A 17,210-nucleotide genomic window follows, 5' to 3' on the forward strand; every position below is an offset into this window, starting at 1 on the left:
CGCCTGCACCAGCCGCCGCGGCTGCACCGGCGCCGGCTGCCTCGCACGGCTCGGTTGCCACCGGCAAGCTGGCGCACGCATCGCCATCGATCCGCAAGTTCGCCCGTGAACTGGGCGTGGACCTGGGCAAGGTGCCCGGCACCGGCGCCAAAGGCCGCATCACCCAGACCGACGTGCAAAACTTCGTCAAGGGCGTGATGGCCGGCACCGTGGCCGCGCCGTCCGGCGCGCCGGCAGCCGGTGGTTCGATCGGCGGCGGCGGCACCTTCAGCGTGCTGCCATGGCCGTCGCTGGACTTCAGCAAATTCGGCGAAACCGAACTGCTGCCGCTGTCGCGCATCAAGAAGATTTCCGGTCCCAACCTGCACCGCAACTGGGTGCAGATCCCGCACGTCACGCAGTTCGACGATGCCGATATCACCGATCTGGAAGCCTTCCGCGTCGAATCGAACAACGCCAATGCCAAGAACAAGGACGCGGTCAAGCTGACCATGCTGGCCTTCGTGATCAAGGCATCGGTCGCCGCGCTGAAGAAATTCCCGACCTTTAACTCGTCGCTGGACGAGAAGGGCGAGAACCTGATCCTGAAGAAGTTCTATAACATCGGCTTCGCGGCCGATACGCCGAACGGCCTGGTGGTCCCGGTGATCAAGAACGCCGACCAGAAATCGGTGACGCAGATCGCCAAGGAAATGACCGAACTGTCGGCACAGGCGCGCGAAGGCAAGCTGAAACCGACCGACATGCAGGGCGCGACCTTCACCATCTCGTCGCTGGGCGGCATCGGCGGTACGCACTTCACGCCTATCGTCAACGCGCCGGAAGTGGCGATCCTGGGCCTGTCCAAGGCATCCATGAAGCCGGTGTGGGACGGCAAGGCGTTCCAGCCGCGCCTGATGATGGGTACCTCGCTGTCCTACGATCACCGCGTGATCGACGGTGCGATGGGCGCCCGCTTCTCCGTGTACCTGAGCGAAGTGCTCGGCGACATGCGCAAAATTCTGCTGTAAGGAGCCGACATGAGCACTGTAGAAGTGAAAGTGCCGAATATCGGCGACTTCAGCGAAGTGGAAGTGATCGAGGTGATGGTCAAGGTGGGCGACACGATCAAGACCGATCAGTCGCTGATCACCGTGGAGTCGGACAAGGCCAGCATGGAAATCCCGTCGTCGCACAGCGGCGTGGTGAAGGAAATGCGCGTCAAGGTCGGCGACAAGGTCAAGGAAGGCGTGACGCTGCTGGTGCTGGAAGAAGCCGCCGGCGCGGCGGCTGCGGCTCCGGCGTCCGCGCCGGCCGCCGCGGCGGCTCCAGCTCCCGCACCAGCTCCGGCCCCGGCTCCAGCGCCCGTGGCGGCGCCGGTCGGCGGCAGCTACGCCGGCCAGGTGGACGTCGATTGCGACATGATGGTGCTGGGCAGCGGCCCTGGCGGCTACTCGGCCGCCTTCCGCGCCGCGGACCTGGGTCTGAACACCGTGATCGTCGAGCGCTACGATGTGCTGGGCGGCGTGTGCCTGAACGTGGGCTGCATCCCGTCGAAAGCGCTGCTGCACGTGGCCGCGCTGATCGATGAGACCTCGCACATGTCCAAGGCTGGCGTCAGCTTCGCCAAGCCGACGGTCGATATCGACCAGCTGCGCGCGCACAAGAATGGCGTGGTCAAGACCATGACCAACGGCCTGGCCGGCATGGCCAAGGCGCGCAAGACCCAGATCGTGCAGGGCGTCGGCCAGTTCGTCAGCCCGAACCACATCGAAGTCACCGCCAAGGACGGCAGCAAGAAAGTGGTGCAGTTCAAGCAGGCCATCATCGCCGCCGGTTCGTCGGTGGTGAAGCTGCCGTTCGTGCCGGAAGATCCGCGCATCGTCGATTCGACCGGCGCGCTGGAACTGCGCCAGATCCCGAAACGCATGCTGGTGATCGGCGGCGGCATCATCGGCCTGGAAATGGCCACCGTGTACTCGACGCTGGGCGCGCGCATCGACGTGGTCGAAATGATGGATGGCCTGATGCAGGGCGCCGACCGTGACGCGGTCAAGATCTGGCAGAAGTACAACGAAGCCCGCTTCGACAACATCATGACCAAGACCAAGACGGTCGCGGTCGAAGCGCTGCCGGAAGGGATCAAGGTCACCTTCGAAGCCGCCGAAGCCGGCGCCACCGCGCCGGCGCCGCAGGTGTACGACATGGTGCTGGTGGCCGTCGGCCGCAGCCCGAACGGCAAGAAGATCGCCGCCGACAAGGCCGGCGTTTCGGTGACCGATCGCGGCTTCATCCCGGTCGACAGCCAGATGCGCACCAACGTGCCGCACATCTTCGCCATCGGCGACCTGGTGGGCCAGCCGATGTTGGCGCACAAGGCGGTGCATGAAGCGCACGTGGCGGCGGAAGCCGCCGCCGGCCAGAAGTCGCACTTCGACGCGACCGTGATTCCATCGGTGGCCTACACCGATCCGGAAGTGGCGTGGGTGGGCGTGACCGAGGACGAAGCGAAAGCCAAGGGCATCAAGGTCGAGAAGGGCCACTTCCCATGGGCGGCCAGCGGCCGCGCAGTGGCCAACGGCCGCGCGGAAGGCTTCACCAAGCTGCTGTTCGACGCCGAGACGCATCGCATCATCGGCGGCACCATGGTCGGCACGCACGCCGGCGACATGATCGGCGAGATCGCGCTGGCCATCGAGATGGGCGCCGACGGCACCGACATCGGCAAGACCATCCATCCTCACCCGACGCTGGGCGAATCGATCGGCATGGCGGCGGAAGTCTACGAAGGCGCCTGCACCGACCTGCCGCCGCCGCGCAAGCGCTAAGCAAGTTCGCAGCATCAAAAAAGCCGGGACGCGTTCCCGGCTTTTTTCATTGGCTGGCGCAACGTTCAGAGCAGCACCACCACCGGCGGACGCAGCCCCAGCGCCGCCACCCGCCGAGCAAACTTGCGGTCATCGAACGAGGCCATGCTGCCAGATGTTCGATAGCTGGCGTGATGTAGCGCGTCCGTGAAAGAGGGGCCTTGTTGGTAGCTGGTTAGTGCCATGATAAGGGCTGGCCTGTCTTCGATAGTAAAATTCGCCATGCTTAACATGTGTTGATACACGCCGATGATCATTGGCGGCTTCATGTTGTATTTGCCCCGCATTAGCCATTCCAACTCAATAATTACTGTTTTGCATATCGCGAGCGTTTGGCCCGAATCAATCAAACTCTGAGCTAATGGCCGCTGGCGTTGTGCTTCTGCGTCAGTGATATCGTTGATATAGTAGCGGGCTAGAACATTAGTATCCAGGCCTGTCATTTCTGAATAGTTCGGCAGCGTCGAAGTCGGCAGGTGCAAAAGAATGCTCGATATTCACCATACCGTAGCCGCTGACGGATTTGGTTTTTGGGATAGGCAATTTTGTGCCGACAAACCTCATTTCGAGCTGGCAGCCATTCATGACGCAGTGGACCTGCGCGCCCGTCAGGATGCCGTAGGCTTCGATGATTTCCTTGGGGATGATGACGGTGCCGTCGCTGTTAACTGTGGTGAAAGTGTCCATGGCGTCCTCCCAATCGATTCGGCCATGGTAGCACTGAGGTTGGCTGCAGAGTTTGATCTATCTCCGCCTGGCGAAGCGGTCTAGCGCGTCAAGCGGTACAGCAGGACCGCGGTGCGGATGGTGGCGCGCTCGATGGAGGCGATTTCCAGGTCTTCGTCGGGCGAGTGGGCGCCGTTGCCGGTGGCGCCCAGGCCGTCCAGGCTGTCCAGCAGCGGCGCCACGAACTGCACGTCGCCGGCGCCGCGCTGGCCCGGCGGCAGGGCGGGAATCTCGCCCAGGCCGGCATCGGCACTGGCCTGCGAATAGATTTTCAGCACCGCCAGGTTGCCCGGCGTCGGCGACATCGGCGGATACGATTCGTGGAAGCTGATGCTGGCGCTGGTGCCCGGCAGGTTCTGCGCCACGATGGCCTTCATTTTCGCGTGCGCACGGTCGCGCTGTGCGTAGTTCAGGTAGCGCAGGTCGCCTTCGACGGTGGCGGTGCGCGCGATCACGTTGGTCTTGCCGGCCGCCTGGCCGGTGGTGCCGAGCGCGTTGGTGCTGCCTTCGGTGCCGCCGACGATCAGGCCGGGGCTGTAGGTCAGATCCGGCTCGGCCAGCTGCTGGCGGAAGCCGTCCAGGATGCGGGCCGTTTCGTAGATCGCACCATAGCCGGCACCTTCGCTGAAGATGCCGCTGGAATGCCCCTGCTTGCCGCTGACCTTCAGCTCCCACGACGACGAGGAACGGCGGCCGATGGTGCCGGTATCCTTGCCTTCCTTGTTGCGTACCGTGGCCTCGAACGCCAGCGCGATGTCGCTGCGCCTGGCGGCATTGACCATGTCGGCGCGCGAGACTTCGATCGGGTCGCCGGCGTTTTCCTCGTCGCCGCTGAACACCACGCTGATGCTGGTGTTATCGAGCGCGCCCACGCGCTGCAAGGCGCGCAGTGCCTCGATGATGATCACGTCGCCGCCCTTCATGTCGTTGACGCCCTGGCCGCGCACGCGCTCGCCGTTGCGCTGCCACAGCTGCACCGGGCTGTCCTTCTCGAACACGGTGTCGAGGTGGCCGATCAGCAGCAGGCGCTTGCCCTGTTTGCCCTCGCGCGTGGCGATCAGGTGGCCGGCGCGTTGCATGGCCGGCGGCATCTCCGACCAGCGGGTGGTGAAACCCAGTTGGTCGAACTGCTCGCGAAACAGCTTGCCGACCGCGCGCACGCCGTCGTGGTTCATGGTGCCGCTGTTGATGTTGACCGAACGCTCCAGCAGCTCCAGCCCCTGCGCCGAATGGGCTTTGACTTCGGCGACGATTTTCTGTTCGATGGGCGACAGCGCGGCGGCGTTGGCCGCGCCGCATGCCAGGGCCAGTACTGCAAGGACGTACGGTTTCAACTTCATGCGGCATTCCTCCGGTGTGTAGGTATGCCGCCGATTGTAGCTCAGGCTTGCGCCGATGCGGGCAGCCCGAATACGCGGTCGAACGCGAGGCTGAACAGGAAGGTATAGACCATGAAGAACAGTAGCAGGCCTATGTCCAGTATCAACGCCTGCAGCAGCGTGATGTTCAGCCACCAGGCAAACAGCGGCACCAGGATCAGCACCAGGCCGCCCTCGAAGCCGATGGCGTGCGCCGCGCGGCGCAGGAAGCCGCGGCCGCGCACCGTCTGGCGCGCTTCCCACGCCTCGAACGCGCCGTTGTAGATGAAGTTCCAGACGATGGCGATCGCGGACGAGGCGGCGCCAGCCACGCCGGCATGGCCGGCATCGTGCCCGGACAGCATCAGCACGCCGCTGGTCAGGCAGATCGCGATCAGTTCGAACAGGGTGACGTAGACCACCCTGCGTTTCAGGCCTTGCATGAGATTTCCTTCTGGATGACAACGCCCGGCATCCTATGGCGATCCGGCTGATGGGAAAAGTCAGCTGCTGTCAATTTTTCTGATAGATTGTCGGCTATGGCTTTTTCATCCGACAACATCGCGGTATTTTTGGCCGTGCTGGACCACGGTTCGTTCTCGGCCGCGGCGCGCGCGCTGGGACGGGTGCCATCGGCGGTCAGCATGGCGGTGGCGCAGCTGGAGGCGGAACTCGACCTGACGCTGTTCGAGCGCAGTTCGCGCGAAGTGCGGCCGACCGAATCGGCGCGCGCGCTGGAGCCGGAAGCGCGCCAGATGGCGGGCCAGCTGCGTCGCCTGCAGGCGCACGCGCTGTCGCTGCATCGGGGCCTGGAGCGCCGTCTGACGCTGGCGATCGCGCCCGAGCTGCTGTCGGCGCCGTGGAGCGAGCCGCTGGCGCGGCTGGCGCAGGAATTCCCGTCGCTGGAAGTGGACGTGCTGTCGGCGCCGCAGGACGCCGCGCTGCGCATGCTGCACGACGGCGCGGTGCAACTGGCGCTGCTGTACGAACGTCCCAAGGTCAACGACCACGAAAGCTTTCAGGAACTGGGCAGCGAGCTGCTGGTGGCGGTGATTTCGCCGCGCCACCCGCTGGCGCTGGAGCGCAACGGCAGCTTCCGGCTCGAAGACCTGGTCGACCTGCGCCAGATCGCCATCGTCAGCAGCGAGCCGGAAGGGATCGACCAGCGGGTGCTCATCTCGCGCAAGCTGTGGCGCACCGACAGCCACCTGGCGGCGCTGGGACTGGTGCGTTCGGGCCTGGGCTGGGCCTATTTGCCGCGCCGTCTGGCCCAGCCGCTGATCGCCAGCGGCGAACTGCTGGCGGTGGCCTTCGCCCACATGAGCAACGAACTGCGGCTGTGGGTGGACGTCGTCTGGCGCAACGACCGCCCGCAGGGCCTGGGCGCGCGCCGCCTGATCGCGCTGCTGCAGGATATCGAGGGCCTGGAGCCGCGGCCGCCGGCGGTCGCGCTATAAGGCGCAGTAGTACAGGTGCGACAGATGGTCGCCGCCGCCGACCTGCACCACGCGCGGCGCGGACAGCGTATCGCGCCTGAATCCGCACTTGTCCATCACGCGCTGCGAGCCTGTGTTGTGCTCGGAAATCCAGGCGCGCAGCCGGGTCAGGCCGTACCGGGTGCGCGCCACTTCCTGCAGATGCGTGAGCGCGGCACTGGCAAGACCCTTGCGCGCCTGATCGTGGGCGATGCGGTAGCCGACTTCGCCGATGCCGGCGTAGCGGTTGATGTAGCGCAGGTTGGCGCGGCCGATGATGGCGCCGTGGTCGTCCAGCAGCACGCAGGGATGCATGCCGCCTTTGCGCTGGGTTTCCAGGTAGTCGGCGATGTGGGCGGCCAGACCTGCGGGAGTGTAGAAGTCATCGCCGCGCGCTTCCACATACTGCTCGAACCAGGCGCGGTTTTCCAGTTCGAACGCCATCAGCCGCGCGGCGTCTTCGGCTTGCAGCGTGCGGATCATCATGGGTGGGCGGCGAGATAGGCCAGCGCTTGCTGGTTGAACAGGGCGGTCTGCTCCATCTGCGGCAGGTGGCCGGACTGGTCGATCTCGGTGTATTCGGTCTGCGGGATGGCCTGGCGGATGTGCGCCGACTGGGCCACCGGGATGGTCGGGTCCTGCCTGCCCCAGATCAGGTGCACCGGCGTGCCGGCCTTGGCGATGGCGGCGTACAGGCCGTCGAAGTTTTCCTGCGAGAGGCTCAGACGCGAACGGTACAGCGCGCGGCCGAAACCGTGGTACTGCATCTGCGGCCGGTAGCGCTCGGCCCAGCCGGGGAATCGGTCGGGATGCAGAAAGTCGCCGCTCTGGTTGGCGGCCATGTCCGGCACCGCGCCGACCTGGAACAGATAGGGGCCGAGCAGCGGCGTGCGCAGCTGCCATGGCAGCGTCGGGGCGCTGTTGGACGGATCGACCAGGTTCAGGGTGCGGATGCGCTGCGGATGCGTGGCCGCGTAATGCGCGCTGACGTAACCGCCGAACGACAGGCCGAACAGGTCGATCTTGCCATTCACCTTCAGTGCCTTGAGCAGCTCGTCGAGCTGGCGGTCGTAGAACGCGCCATCGTAGCCGGCGTCGGGACGGTCGGACAGGCCGCGGCCGTACAGGTCGTAGCGGATCACGCGGTAGCCGGCGTCGCGCAGGGCGGCGAAGGTGGGGTCCCAGATGTAAGAGGGAACCGAGAAACCATGCACCAGCACGGCCACGCGGCCATCCGCCGGGCCGGCCATTTCGTAATGGGTGACGCCGTCGCTGAGCGCGGCGAACGCGCCCGGCGCGGCGGCCTGCCGGCGCGCGGCATCATCGAGCTGTTGATGCTCGGGATTGCGGTACTGGTAATAGCCGGCCGCTGCGATGCCGGCCAATGCCAGCACCAGCACGGTCCGGCCCAGGGCCTTCATTAATTGACGGTGAAGCGGGCGGGGATTTCGATGCCACCGTTGCGCGCGGCGTCGGCATAGGCCTTCAGTTCGGCGATAACGGCATCCAGTTGCTCCTGGCCGGGGTTGGCCTGGAAGTGTTTGATGCGCTCGTTCATGAGCGTGATTTGTTTGCTCCAGTCCAGACGATTTGTTTTGCTCATGGTTGCTCCAATTTCTAAAAAACCAGTATAGAACAAATAGCAAATGTTTGGAGGCTTTTAATGTGCGCTGGCGTACTTAACGGCGCACGCCACGCAGGAACAGGTCCAGCCCCTCGGCCGCCGCCGCACGCAACTGTTCCATCGACATGGGCGCGTCGGTCGGGAACAGCAGCCGCGTCATGTGGTCGCCCATGATGCAATTGATCAGGAATACCGGCAGCACGTCGGGCCGCAGGTCGGCGCGCAGCTGGGTGGCGATGTCGGGCCGGGCAAAGAAGGCCGCCAGTTCCCGGCGCGTGCGCAGCGGACCGGCCTGATAGAAGGTTTCCGCCAGCTCCGGCGTGCTCTTGGCCTCGGCCACCACCATGCGGTGCAGGCTGCTGAAGGTCGGCAGCGATACCAGTTCGAGGAAGCGCACGGCGAAATCGCCGAGGATTTCCTCCATCGGCCGCGGATCGGTTTCCATGTTCTGCATGCCGCCGAAGAAGCGGGCGCGGCCGTCGGCGATGACGGCATTCAACAGTCCGGCCTTGCCGCCGAACTTGACGTAAATTGTACGGACCGCCACATGCGCCTCGCGCGCGATCATTTCCAGGCTGACCTTGCTGTAGCCTTTTTCCAGGAACAGCTGGCCGGCCGTATGCAGCAGCGCGGCGCGGCGGGCTTCCTTGTCGGATGCGCGCGGGCGCCCGGCGGACTTGCCGAAGCAGGGCGAATCGGGGAAATACTGGCCTTCCGGACAATCTTGCTCGTCCGGCGCGGCCGCGTCGGTCGGGGCGGTGGTATTCATGGCGGTGGAATGATAGCGAATGCCGCCATGCTAGTCCAAAAAAAAATGAAATGCAATCGTTTCATTTCTTGACTTTGTGCGCAAACCCGCCATAATGCACCTATCTCATTTCATTTTTTCCTGGAGCCATCCATGACCACCCAAGAACAAAAACTCAGTGCCGTGCCTCCCGCTCCCGCAGCGGCGCCGGCGGCGCCACCGGGCCAGCAGGGACCGAACCGCCGCGTGCTGGTGGTGGCGGCCGTCGTGGCGCTGGCGGCGCTGGGGATCGGCGGCCGCATGTGGTATCGCAGCGCCCATTATGTCGAGACCGAAAATGCGTATGTGACCGGTCACGTGCACCCCGTGTCGTCGCGCATTGCCGGCGTGGTCAGCAAGGTGCTGGTCAAGGATAACCAGATGGTCAAGGAAGGCGACGTCATCGCCGAACTGGATCCGTTCGATCAGGGCGTGAAAGTGGAGCAGATCCAGGCGCAGATCGCCTCGGCCCAGCAGCAGGTGGTGCAGGCCGACGCGCAGATCGCCCAGGTGCAGGCGCAGGCCAGCGCCGCCGCCGCCCAGGTGGCACAGTCGGAAGCGCAGCTGGTGCGCACCAAACAGGATGCCGAGCGTTTCGGCCAGCTGTACAACAGCCAGATGAAGGCCGTGTCGAAAGCCGAGCTGGACGCCGCCGTCGCCGCGCGCGCCAGCGCCGTGGCCGACGTGGCCGCGCGCAAGGACAGCGCCGCCGCCGCCAAGGCGCAGATCGCCTCCGCCAAATCGGCGCGCGACGTGCTCAACGCGCAGGTCGCCGTGCTGCAGGTGCAGCTGAAGGACGCCAAGCAGCAGCTGGCCTACAATCAGATCGTGGCGCCGGTGTCGGGCCGCATCAGCAAGCGCTCGCTGGAAGTCGGCCAGCGCGTGCAGGCCGGCCAGCAGTTCGCCGCGCTGGTGGAAGAGGATGTCTGGCTGATCGCCAACTTCAAGGAAACCCAGCTGCCGGACATGAAGATCGGTCAGGAAGTGAAAGTCTCCGTGGACGCGATTCCCGGCCGCGAACTGATCGGCCGCGTCGACAGCTTTGCGCCGGCGTCGGGCGCGCAGTTCTCGCTGCTGCCGCCGGATAACGCCACCGGCAACTTCACCAAGATCGTGCAGCGCGTGCCGGTCAAGGTCACCTTCAAGCCGGAGGACGTGCGGGCGCTGAGCGGCCGCCTGGTGCCGGGCATGTCGGCGGTCGCCGAAGTCGCGATCAATCAAAAAGAATCGCAGAAATAAGCGGAGCCTCCCATGGCCAGTACGACTATCGATACGCCGGCGGCCGGCGGGAAGCCGTTCGCCCCGCCGGCGCCGTCCGAGAAGGTGTCCGGACGCACCTGGCTGGCGGTGGCGGCCGGCATGCTGGGCGCCTTCATGGCGGTGCTCGACATCCAGATCACCAATTCCTCGCTGAAGGATATCCTCGGCACGCTGTCGGCCACGCAGGAAGAGGGCTCGTGGGTCGCCACCGCCTACCTGGTGGCGGAGATCATCGTGATCCCGATGACCGGCTTGTTCGTGCGCGTGTTCGGCATGCGCGCCTACATGATGGGCACCACCGCGCTGTTCCTCGGCTTCTCCACGCTGTGCGGCTTCGCCTGGAATCTGCCCAGCATGATCGCCTTCCGCATGCTGCAGGGCTTCACCGGCGGCGCGCTGATCCCGATGGCGATGACGCTGGTGATGGCCAAGCTGCCGCCGTCCAAGCGCGCCACCGGCATGGCCATCTTCGGCCTGACCGCAACGCTGGCGCCGTCGATGGGACCGACCCTGGGCGGTTACCTGAGCGAGCTGTATGGCTGGCCCTCGATCTTCTACATCAACTGGGTGCCCGGCCTGCTGCTGATCGGCGGCATCGCCGTCGGTCTCGACAAGGAAAAGCGCAATCTCGGCCTGCTGTTCAACGCCGACTGGACCGGCATCTTCTTCATGGCGCTGGGCCTGGGCAGCCTGACCGTGTTCCTGGAAGAAGGCAATACCAAGGACTGGTTCGATTCCCCGTTCATCAATACCTTCGCCGCGCTGGCGGTGATCGGTCTGCTGGGCTGGGTGGTGAACAGCGCGATCCGCAAGCAGCCGTTCGTCAATCTGGGCCTGTACGGTCAGCGCAATTTCACCGCGGCCACCGCGCTATCGATGGCGATGGGCATGGGCCTGTATGGTTCGGCCTTCATCCTGCCGCTGTTTCTCGCGCAGATCCCCGGCTACTCGCCGATGCAGATCGGTGAAGTGATCATGTGGGCCGGCCTGCCGCAGCTGTTCATCATGCCGTTCGTGGCCAAGCTGTCGTCGAAAATCGACAACCGCATCCTGTGCTCGTTCGGCCTGCTGCTGTTCGGCGGTTCCTGCCTGATGAACGCCTACATGGACGCCACCACCGGTTACGACCAGCTGCTGCTGTCGCAGATCGTGCGTGCGCTGGGCCAGCCGTTCGTCATGCTGACCCTGTCGAACTTCGCGATGAACGGCATCCAGCCGAAAGACATGCCGTCGGCATCGAGCCTGATCAACATGACCCGCAACCTGGGCGGTTCGATCGGCATCGCGCTGCTGGCCACCGCGCTCACCAACCGCGAGCACTTCCATTCGGCACGCATCGGCGAGGCGGTCAGCAATTACTCGCTGGCGACGCAGGACCGTCTGAATGCGATGACGTCGAACTTCCTCGGCCAGGGCTTCGACCCGGCCACCGCGGCCAACATGGCGCTGAAGGCGGTCGACGGCGTGGTGCGCCGCGAGGCTTACGTGATGGCCTATAACGACGGCTTCTTCCTGGTGGCGATGGTGCTGTTCGGCTGCATCGGCGTGCTGTGGTTCTCGGACAAAGTCAAAGCCCCTTCGGGCGGCGGCGGCGGCGGCGCTCACTAACAAAAAATCCAACTGAGGTAATCATGATGAATTCAGCTTTGAAGCGCCTGACGCTCGCTGTCTCCGTAACCCTGGCCGTCACCGGCTGCGCCACTGTCGGCAGCGATTTCAAGGCGCCGGCCAATGTGGCCGATGCGGCGTTCCGTCATCAGCCGGCGGCGGCCAGCCAGGCCACGCTGCCGGCGCAATGGTGGACCGTGTTCAACGACGACACCCTGAACCGCCTGGAAGACGCCGCGCTGCGCGACAACCCGAGCGTGCAGGCAGCCGCCCAGCGCCTGCTGCAGGCGCTGGCGCAGGCCAACGTCTCGCGTGCCAGCGAACGGCCGCAGGTCAATGTCAGCGCCGGCGCCGCCTACGAGCGCACCTCGGCCGAGACCTCGACCGGCCAGCTGTTCGGCGGCCAGTCGATCAAGGGCGCCAACTACTCGGTCGGTTCCAGCTTCTCCTACGAGATCGATCTGCTGGGCCGCGTGCGCCGCCTGGTGGAAGCCGCCGACGCGCAGGCGCTGGTCGCCGAGGCGGACCGCGACGGCGTGCTGCTGATGCTGTCTTCGCAACTGGCCACCACCTACTGGCAGCTGCGCGGCCTGGACGCGGAAATCGCCATCCTCAACGGCGCGCTGGACACCCGCCGCGAAACCGAGGAACTGGTGACCGCGCGCTTCGACGCCGGCCTGTCGAACGAACTGGACGTCTCGCGCGCGCGCATCGAACGCGCCAACGCGCAGGCCGACCTGCACGAGGTGCAGCGCCAGCGCAATCTGCTGGAGCACAGCCTGGCCACGCTGGTGGGCGCCTCGCCGTCGGCCATGCTGACCGCCGCCAAGGCCGATGCCGCCGCGCTGCCGCCGCCGCCGGCGATTCCGGTCGGCCTGCCGGCCAGTCTGCTGTCGCACCGTCCCGACCTGGCCGGCAGCGTGGCGACGCTGCGCGCCGCCAATGCGCAGATCGGCGTGGCGGAAGGCGCGTTCTATCCATCGTTCTCGTTGACCGGCAACTTCGGCTTTGCTTCGGAAAGCTTGAGCAACCTGGCCAAGGGCGATGCGCGCCAGTTCAGCATCGGTCCGCTGGGCCTGTCGCTGCCGGTGTTCGACGGCGGCCGCAACAAGGCCAACCTGGCGATCGCCAAGGCGCGCTACGAAGAGGCGGTGGCCAATCACCAGACCAAACTGCTGACCGCGCTGCGCGAAGTGGAAGATGCGCTGTCCGATGTGCAGCAGCGTCAGTTGCAGGGCGAGGCGCAGAAGACTTCGCAAGTGGCGGCGGCGCGCGCCTACCTGGTGGCGCGCACCCGCTACGAGCGCGGCGTCTCGACCTACCTCGACGTCACCGACGCCCAGCGCAGCGCGCTGGCGGCCGACCGCGCGGCGGTGCAGATCAACACCCAGCGTCTGCTGGCCGCCGTCTCGGTGGCGCGCGCGCTGGGCGCCGGCTGGCAGCCTTCGCCGCAGCTGGCGCAGGGCACGCAGATCGCTCAAAAGTAAGACCCTCCTGACGCGGACGAGGCCAGCGGCAGATGTGCCGCTGGCCCTATGCGTTTCCCTCCCCAGCAACAGTCCAGACGTCTTGCTTGCCTTGCGGAACTGACGCGTGGCATGATGTGCCACGCAGTGTTCCGCCCCCGTTTCTTCCGCTGGCACCACCGTTCTACCGGAGAGATTATGTTCGCAAACATGAGAGTGGCGACCCGCCTGGGTCTGGGTTTTGGTGCTGTTGTTGTGCTGTTGCTGGTGCTGTCCGTGGTCAGCGTGGTCCGGCTGGCGGCCATCAACGACGGCATGCAGCTGATCATGGAAGACCGCTATCCCAAGGTGCTGCTGTCGAACGAGGCGATCAAGCTGACCATCGATAACGGCCGCATTTTGCGTAGCATGCTGCTAGCCACTTCCGACGCCGAGCGCGACAAGTTCAAGACCATGGCCGAAGCCAACCGCCCCAGAATTGCCGACGCGATGGCGCGCATGGACAAAATGATCAGCACCGAAAGAGGCCGCGTGCTGTTCAGGGAAATCAGCGAAAAGGGCGCGGTGCTGACGCCCAAATACGAGCAGCTGTACGCGTTGATGCGCAGCGATCCGACCCGCGCCGCCGAGTTCCTGCGCAACGATTTCGCCGCCGCCAATACCGCCTACTGGGGCGCACTGGAGGCGCTGGCCAAATTCCAGAGCGAGCTGATGGATCAAAGCGCCAAGGCCGCCGGCGATACCTATGCCGAGACGCGAAAGATCGTCATCGGCCTGGCCACCGTTGCCGTGCTGGCGGCGGTGCTGGTCGCCACCCTGATCACGCGCGATCTGGTGCACCGGCTGGGCGGCGAGCCGGCGTATGCGGCCGGGCTGATGCAGCGCGTCTGCGACGGCGATCTCAATTGCGAGGTGCGCATCCGCCCGGGCGACAACAGCAGCCTGCTGTTCGCGGTCAAGACCATGCTCGACAAGCTGCGCCAGGTGATCGACGGCCAGCGCCAGGTGGTGGAGGCGGCCAACCGCGGCAACTTCGATGCGCGCGTCGATCTGAACGGCTTGCAGGGCTTCCAGCGCGACCTGGGCGAGGGCTTGAACCAGCTGGCGATCACCACCGGCGCCAGCATCAACGACATGGTGCAGGTGATGGGTGCGATGGCCGAAGGCGACCTGACCCGCAACATCAACAAGGATTACCAGGGCGCGTTCGGCGAACTGAAGACCTATGCCAACAACACCATGGCGCGGCTGGCCCAGGTGGTGGGCGAGGTCAACGCCAACGCCGAGGCGCTGGCGGCCGCGTCGGAGCAGGTCAGCTCCACCGCGCAGGCGCTGGCGCAGGCGGCCAGCGAGCAGGCCGCCAGTGTGGAAGAGACCTCGGCCTCGGTCGAGCAGATGACGGCCTCGGTGTCGCAGAACACCGAGAACGCCAAGGTCACCGACGGCATCGCCGGCAAGGCCGCCGGCGAAGCGACCGAGGGCGGGGCGGCGGTCAAGTCCACCGTTGCCGCCATGAAGCAGATCGCCGCCAAGGTACTGATCATCGACGATATCGCTTACCAGACCAATCTGCTGGCGCTGAACGCGGCGATCGAGGCCGCGCGCGCCGGCGAGCATGGCAAGGGCTTTGCCGTGGTGGCGGCCGAGGTACGCAAGCTGGCCGAACGCAGCCAGGTGGCGGCGCAGGAAATCGGCCAGGTGGCCGGCAGCAGCGTGGATCTGGCCGAACGCGCCGGGCAGATGCTGGATGCGATGGTGCCGAGCATCAAACGCACCTCGGACCTGGTGCAGGAAATCACGGCGGCGTCCGAGGAACAGTCGACCGGGCTGTCGCAGATCAACGCCGCCATCACGCAACTGAGCCAGACCACGCAGCAGAACGCGGCCGGTTCCGAGCAACTGGCCTCCACCGCCGAGGAAATGAGCGCGCAGGCCAGCGAGCTGCAGACGGCGATCAGTTTCTTCAAGGTCGCCGGCAGCGGCGCGGCGGGGCCGGCGCGCGCGCCGGTGCGCGACATCCGGTCCCGTCCGGCGCAGACGCGGCGCATGGCCAGCGAACGCTACGCCGTGCCGGTGGACGAGACCAACTTCGTCCGTTATTGAGCGCAGGCGGCCACTGTTGGCGCGCAGCCACTCGCTGCCGGAGGCAGTGGCGTGCGCCCAGTGCGACCCGTGCGGAAGGAATCGATGGGCAGCATTGTCCGTTTTTTGTCGGCTTCGGACCGATCGCCGCCAACCGCGGCGCCCTGTCGTATGCGCGCAGCGTGGACGGCGTCCAGAGCGGCAAGGTGTACAAGGCCTGGTAGTGCTTTACAATGTGGCCCTCACTCCACCCGAGGACCACAATGAAAAAAATCCTGCTTCCGCTGGCGCTCGCCGCTGCGTGCGCCAGCGTCTGTGCCGCACCGGCCGGCCTGGCCGAACTGAACCAGATGACCAAACGCTACGCGCCGGTCGCCCTGACCGCCGATACCCGCCAGCTGTCGGCCGGCGACAAGAAAGCCATCGCCAAGCTGATCGAAGCGGCCAGGATCATCGACGTGCTGCAACTGCGCCAGCGTTGGGCCGGCAACGAAGCGCTGTGGGCCGCGCTGCAAAAGGATACGACGCCGCTGGGCAAGGCGCGCCTCAACTACTTCTGGCTCAACAAGGGCCCGTGGTCGATCCTCGACGACCATCAATCGTTCCTGCCGGCGCAGGTGGCGGGCATCGCCGTGCCGGCCAAGAAGCCGGAAGGCGGCAACTTCTATCCGGAAGGCGCCAGCAAGGCCGAACTGGAAACCTGGATCAACGCGCTGCCGGCGATGGACAAGGAACAGGCGCAATGGTTCTTCACCGTGATCCGCAAGAACAAGGATGGCCTGTTCACCACCGTCAAATACTCGGACGAGTACAAGCCGGAGCTGGAAAAGGCTGCCGCGCTGCTGAAATCCGCCGCGGCCGACACCGACAACGCCTCGCTGAAGAAATTCCTGGAACTGCGCGCCGACGCCTTCCTGAGCAATGACTACCTGGCATCCGACTTCGCCTGGATGGACCTGGATTCGCCGGTCGACATCACCATCGGCCCGTACGAAACCTATAACGACGAACTGTTCGGCTACAAGGCCGCGTTCGAAGCCTACGTCAACATCCGCGACCAGAAGGAAACCGAGAAGCTCAACTTCTTCGCCAAGCACATGCAGGAGCTGGAAGACAACCTGCCGCTGGACGCGCAATACCGCAACCCCAAAGTCGGCGCGCTGGCGCCGATGGTGGTGGTGAACCAGGTGTACGGCGCCGGCGACGGCAACATGGGCGTGCAGACCGCCGCCTACAATTTGCCGAACGACGAGCGCATCATCAGCCAGCGCGGTTCCAAGCGCGTCATGCTGAAGAACGTACAGCAGGCCAAGTTCAAATCGACACTGACGCCGATCGCCAGGCTGGTGCTGCGGCCGGCCGACCAGAAGGACATCGACTTCGACTCCTTCTTCACCCACATCCTGGCGCACGAAATCACCCACGGCCTGGGGCCGCACATCACCACCGTGGACGGCAAGCCATCGACCCCGCGCCAGGACCTGAAGGAAGCCTACTCGACCATCGAAGAAGCCAAGGCCGACATCACCGGCCTGTACGCGCTGGCGTACATGATGGACAAGGGCCAGCTGAACGGCACGCTGGGGCAGGGCGAAGCGGCCGAGCGCAAGCTGTACACCACCTTCCTGGCCTCGGGCTTCCGCACCCTGCACTTCGGGCTGACCGACTCGCACGCGCGCGGCATGGCGATCCAGATGAACTACATCCTCGACAAGGGCGGCTTCATCTCGCACGGCGACGGCACCTTCGCGGTGGACTTCAAAAAGATCAAGCAGGCCGTGGCCGACCTCGACCGCGAATTCCTGACCATCGAAGCCACCGGCGACTACGCGCGCGCCAAGGACATGATGGCCAAATACGTGGTCATCCGTCCCGACGTGCAAAAAGCGCTGGACAAGATGAAGGCGGTGCCGAACGACATCCGTCCGGAATTCAAAACCGCCAACACCATGCTGGCGAAATAAATTCCCCGATTCTG

Annotated in this window: 16 protein-coding genes; 8 read left to right on the forward strand and 8 right to left on the reverse strand. The window is 65.3% G+C overall.

From position 1 onward, the window contains the following. Positions 1 to 1,010, forward strand: a 1,010-nt coding sequence (locus tag E4L98_RS26835; RefSeq protein ID WP_205746845.1) for a 2-oxo acid dehydrogenase subunit E2, incomplete at its 5' end; no start/stop codon positions are given. Between the two features lie 9 nt (positions 1,011 to 1,019). Further along, positions 1,020 to 2,807: a dihydrolipoyl dehydrogenase gene (gene lpdA, locus E4L98_RS26840; RefSeq protein WP_135204599.1), complete on the forward strand. Its 1,788-nt coding sequence runs from the start codon at positions 1,020 to 1,022 to the stop codon at positions 2,805 to 2,807. Positions 2,808 to 2,872: 65 nt separating this feature from the next. Here lpdA and E4L98_RS26845 read toward each other — a convergent pair whose 3' ends face one another. The 4 genes from E4L98_RS26845 to E4L98_RS26860 all read right to left on the reverse strand — a co-directional run bounded on the left by E4L98_RS26845 (position 2,873) and on the right by E4L98_RS26860 (position 5,373). Then, complete coding sequence (locus E4L98_RS26845; protein ID WP_167761465.1) at positions 2,873 to 3,328, reverse strand: type II toxin-antitoxin system VapC family toxin; 456 nt, start codon at positions 3,326 to 3,328, stop codon at positions 2,873 to 2,875. Next, positions 3,270 to 3,533 carry a hypothetical protein gene (locus E4L98_RS26850; RefSeq protein WP_135204601.1) on the reverse strand — a complete coding sequence of 88 codons (264 nt, stop codon included), beginning with the start codon at positions 3,531 to 3,533 and terminating at the stop codon, positions 3,270 to 3,272. Before E4L98_RS26850 ends, E4L98_RS26845 begins: the two co-directional genes overlap by 59 nt. A gap of 80 nt (positions 3,534 to 3,613) precedes the next feature. After that, a complete protein-coding gene (locus tag E4L98_RS26855) occupies positions 3,614 to 4,912 on the reverse strand; it encodes a M20/M25/M40 family metallo-hydrolase (protein ID WP_135204602.1) in 1,299 nt (432 codons plus the stop codon). Between the two features lie 41 nt (positions 4,913 to 4,953). Then, positions 4,954 to 5,373 carry a PACE efflux transporter gene (locus tag E4L98_RS26860; RefSeq protein ID WP_135204603.1) on the reverse strand — a complete coding sequence of 140 codons (420 nt, stop codon included), beginning with the start codon at positions 5,371 to 5,373 and terminating at the stop codon, positions 4,954 to 4,956. Positions 5,374 to 5,469: 96 nt separating this feature from the next. On the opposite strand from E4L98_RS26860, the gene E4L98_RS26865 reads away from it, so the two are divergent. Then, a complete protein-coding gene (locus tag E4L98_RS26865; protein WP_135204604.1) occupies positions 5,470 to 6,387 on the forward strand; it encodes a LysR family transcriptional regulator in 918 nt (305 codons plus the stop codon). Here the strand turns inward: E4L98_RS26865 and E4L98_RS26870 are convergent. From E4L98_RS26870 to E4L98_RS26885, 4 genes are all read right to left on the reverse strand, one after another. Further along, on the reverse strand, positions 6,382 to 6,891 hold the full coding sequence (locus E4L98_RS26870) for a GNAT family N-acetyltransferase (protein WP_135204605.1): 510 nt from the start codon (positions 6,889 to 6,891) through the stop codon (positions 6,382 to 6,384). The two genes, E4L98_RS26865 and E4L98_RS26870, sit on opposite strands and share 6 nt — an antisense overlap. Beyond that, complete coding sequence (locus tag E4L98_RS26875; RefSeq protein ID WP_135204606.1) at positions 6,888 to 7,826, reverse strand: alpha/beta fold hydrolase; 939 nt, start codon at positions 7,824 to 7,826, stop codon at positions 6,888 to 6,890. The genes E4L98_RS26870 and E4L98_RS26875 overlap by 4 nt, the downstream gene beginning before the upstream one ends. Next, complete coding sequence (locus E4L98_RS26880) at positions 7,826 to 8,008, reverse strand: hypothetical protein (protein WP_135204607.1); 183 nt, start codon at positions 8,006 to 8,008, stop codon at positions 7,826 to 7,828. Before E4L98_RS26880 ends, E4L98_RS26875 begins: the two co-directional genes overlap by 1 nt. Before the next feature lie 76 nt (positions 8,009 to 8,084). Beyond that, on the reverse strand, positions 8,085 to 8,798 hold the full coding sequence (locus tag E4L98_RS26885; protein ID WP_135204608.1) for a TetR/AcrR family transcriptional regulator: 714 nt from the start codon (positions 8,796 to 8,798) through the stop codon (positions 8,085 to 8,087). Between the two features lie 132 nt (positions 8,799 to 8,930). Here E4L98_RS26885 and E4L98_RS26890 point away from each other — a divergent pair, with 132 nt between their 5' ends. The 5 genes from E4L98_RS26890 (at position 8,931) to E4L98_RS26910 (ending at position 17,196) form a co-directional block, all read left to right on the forward strand. Further along, positions 8,931 to 10,055, forward strand: coding sequence for an HlyD family secretion protein (locus E4L98_RS26890; RefSeq protein ID WP_135204609.1), 1,125 nt, complete (start codon positions 8,931 to 8,933; stop codon positions 10,053 to 10,055). A 12-nt stretch (positions 10,056 to 10,067) separates the two neighbouring features. Then, the gene (locus tag E4L98_RS26895) at positions 10,068 to 11,684 is read left to right on the forward strand and encodes a DHA2 family efflux MFS transporter permease subunit (RefSeq protein ID WP_135204610.1); all 1,617 of its coding nucleotides are present in this window, start codon (positions 10,068 to 10,070) and stop codon (positions 11,682 to 11,684) included. Positions 11,685 to 11,707: 23 nt separating this feature from the next. After that, entirely contained in the window at positions 11,708 to 13,171 is a 1,464-nt protein-coding gene (locus tag E4L98_RS26900) for an efflux transporter outer membrane subunit (protein WP_135204611.1), read from the forward strand. Between the two features lie 177 nt (positions 13,172 to 13,348). Beyond that, a complete protein-coding gene (locus E4L98_RS26905) occupies positions 13,349 to 15,253 on the forward strand; it encodes a methyl-accepting chemotaxis protein (protein ID WP_135204612.1) in 1,905 nt (634 codons plus the stop codon). Between the two features lie 242 nt (positions 15,254 to 15,495). Next, positions 15,496 to 17,196: a dipeptidyl-peptidase 3 family protein gene (locus E4L98_RS26910; protein ID WP_135204613.1), complete on the forward strand. Its 1,701-nt coding sequence runs from the start codon at positions 15,496 to 15,498 to the stop codon at positions 17,194 to 17,196. Positions 17,197 to 17,210 lie beyond the last annotated feature (14 nt).

Source organism: Duganella callida (genome assembly GCF_004614165.1).
Taxonomy (GTDB): domain Bacteria; phylum Pseudomonadota; class Gammaproteobacteria; order Burkholderiales; family Burkholderiaceae_D; genus Rugamonas; species Rugamonas callida.